1 protein-coding gene and 1 pseudogene are annotated in these 2,508 nt (G+C 51.4%); one reads left to right on the top strand and one right to left on the bottom strand.

What is annotated here, in order from left to right; all coding sequences use genetic code 11:
• Positions 1-654: 654 nt before the first annotated feature.
• Positions 655-1,791 (top strand): Abi family protein, encoded by a 1,137-nt coding sequence (locus tag I71_RS37125; RefSeq protein ID WP_148294141.1) that lies wholly within the window; start codon positions 655-657, stop codon positions 1,789-1,791.
• Positions 1,792-2,103: 312 nt separating this feature from the next.
• On the opposite strand, the pseudogene I71_RS40945 reads toward I71_RS37125, so the two are convergent.
• A pseudogene (locus tag I71_RS40945) lies at positions 2,104-2,340 on the bottom strand (IS701 family transposase); the annotation flags it as partial.
• Positions 2,341-2,508 lie beyond the last annotated feature (168 nt).

Genomic DNA, 2,508 nt, shown 5'->3' with positions numbered 1-2,508 from the left:
CTCGGCGGGCGCCGGCGCAGCCGCTCGGCGGCGTCGGCATCGAGGGCGATCGCCGGCGCCGGGGCGGCGCCCGGGGACAGCGGAGCGGGAAGCGGCACGGGCGGTCTCTCGGCGCGGGTCGGACGGGGGCGACAGGGTTGCCGAGGGCGGCGGCGGCGTCAAGCCGACGACCGCCGACAAGAGACAGTTATCGGCGATCGTTGGGTCGATGAGGGCGAGTGGCCGGTGCAGGTGCCCGACACCATCCTTCGGTTTGGTCGGCTTCGGCGGGATCAGCGCTTCGATAATCGCCTGAAAGACGTCAGGAACAAGAGGGCTGCCATACCCCTCTCAACCCGCTTTGAGCCAGTTTTCTCCACGCTCCTAGCCTAGTTTTCGACCGTCCTATGACGTCACTCAGCGATGGCATATGGTGTCGAGCAGTCCCCGGGCCTAGGCGAGATCCAGAACCGGTGTCGTGCCGGCGCACACCGAGGCAAGGACGAACGCATTCGTATCTGAAAAGGGGGACCTAAATTTAGGTGCAATTTTCGACTGAATGGATGAAAAGAGTTAACCCCGGGAGCGGACACGGCCTGTTCCCGGGGTCTACTGGTGCCGGTGCTCTAAAACTCGGAGCGTTTGCGGCTGCTATGAGGGGTAAAATAGGGCACTATGGCTGAGAGTCAAGACCAGTTTTCATACGATGAGGACGTTCTAGCTTCGCTCAAGGAAGCACTATCTGAGCCGAGGTTTTCCACGTACCTCAATCGAGCTGAGAAGGATGGCGGCGCGGAGAGCCATGCATTCGCATTTTATCTGTGGAATGCTCGGCTCTGCAAAGCTTTCCTTTACCCTTTGCATGTTGCAGAAATTTCTACTCGAAACTCTATGAACAGCGCCTTTTCAAAAAGACATTGTTCATATTGGATGGTGTGCGATAAATTTCATGATTCTCTTACAGCAGAATCTCTCGAAGCTTTGTCTAAGAGCATTTCGAGACTTAGAAAGAATGCGAATAGAAGTCTCAAAGATAGTGAGATGGTTGCTTGCCTAACATTTGATTTCTGGTCAAATTTGTTTAGAAAGGAATATGAAGAATTATGGACTGAGAAAGTGAGCGGAACCGATAAGGATCTTATTCATTTTACATTTCCAAATCTCCCAAAAGAAAAGGGGAGGCATTATGTTCAGGCTTTGGTAAGCAATGTAAATTGGTTTCGCAATCGAGTTGCTCATCACGAGCCGATATTCAATCTCAATCATTATGATGTACTTAAGAGCATTTACGATCTTATCTCTCTAACTGGAAAAGATGTGAAGAAATGGACGCAATCTCACTGCACAGTTTCCTCAGTAGTTAGAAATCCTCCAAAATTGGATCAGCCTTTGCCTGGACTTCCTCTTGCTGGGTTTAAGGTGCCAAAGCCTGTTTTTATGGATGTAAACGATAAATTATCGTCCGCAATGCTTGAGCTTTGTGTAAACAAAAACATTTTTATATTGAATAAGTCACAACCAGCAGAAATACATGTCATTAACCAAGCGGGCGTCATAAAACATATTACAGAGAATACCTTGGATGGTTATATAGCTCTTGATGACCACTTGTTATCTGATTTGATAAAAGATGGCAGAACGGTAATTTTCTCAGAGATAAACCTAGAATGTTCTACAGGAGATGCGTTATTTGCGTTCTTCAACCCAAAGATCAAACAGTCTGATAGGCCTCAAGCTTTGTCTGTTTACAAGGTAGAAAAAGGTGTTAGAAAAGTGGTTGGAATAATATCTAAGCCGGAAATTAGATTCTAGTGCTTGCGATCCACTGATGATACTGTAGTTTTGACGCCAAAACTATAGTATCATCGGATTACCGGCTTTCCACGTGGCTGAATCCGTCACCAGGTCTACGGCTCGCGCGAGGTCGCTGATTTCCCAAGATTAGCATTACTTTTGCGCTTTTCTACGGTGGGCTTGGCAAGCGAACGCTTGATGGTATCGCCTCCACGCCGACCATGCGATAGCGGTTGCGGGCTCGATCCGCCGCTGGGTCTGACGGTCGGCAACACGACGAATTTCCTGCATCGACCAACAGACCATGAGCGGAGCTTTTTCCGGACGGTTTTTTGGAGGCGTGGCGAGAGCATCCGCTTTATAGCGAGCCACCGCCAGCAGGGCGAAGGCCAGCATCACCAGGGAGATGTGTTGATGCCAACCATGCCAACTCCGGGTCTCATTGTGGTCGAGCCCCGACTCGGTCTTCGCCTTTTCGAAGGCGTCCTCGATCGACCAGCGTCGCCCTTCGACACGGACCAGCATGTCCATCGGTGTGCCGTGTGGGCACCACGTCGTGAAGAAGGCCCGACCCGTGCCGAATTATCGTCGAACCGGATAGCGCGGGCCAAGGCCGCAGCCGCCGTAGGCAGGAGTGCATCAGAGCCCGNCTTGACTAGGGACGGCCGGTACGGCTCTCAACCCGCTTCTCCGCTTTCACGTTCGCACGATATCTATAGCTTCACCCCTTGAGTT

The sequence above is a fragment of the Azospirillum sp. B506 genome (assembly GCF_000333595.1).
In the GTDB taxonomy this organism is placed as follows: Bacteria; Pseudomonadota; Alphaproteobacteria; order Azospirillales; family Azospirillaceae; genus Azospirillum.
The sequence above is the reverse complement of the archived record's forward strand: the minus strand, read 5'-3'. Positions and strand labels throughout refer to the sequence as shown.

What these genes read in the sequence shown, in the direction of transcription:
- I71_RS37125 (WP_148294141.1), top strand. Translation starts at nt 655, where the DNA reads ATGGCTGAGAGTCAAGACCAGTTTTCATACGATGAGGACGTTCTAGCT.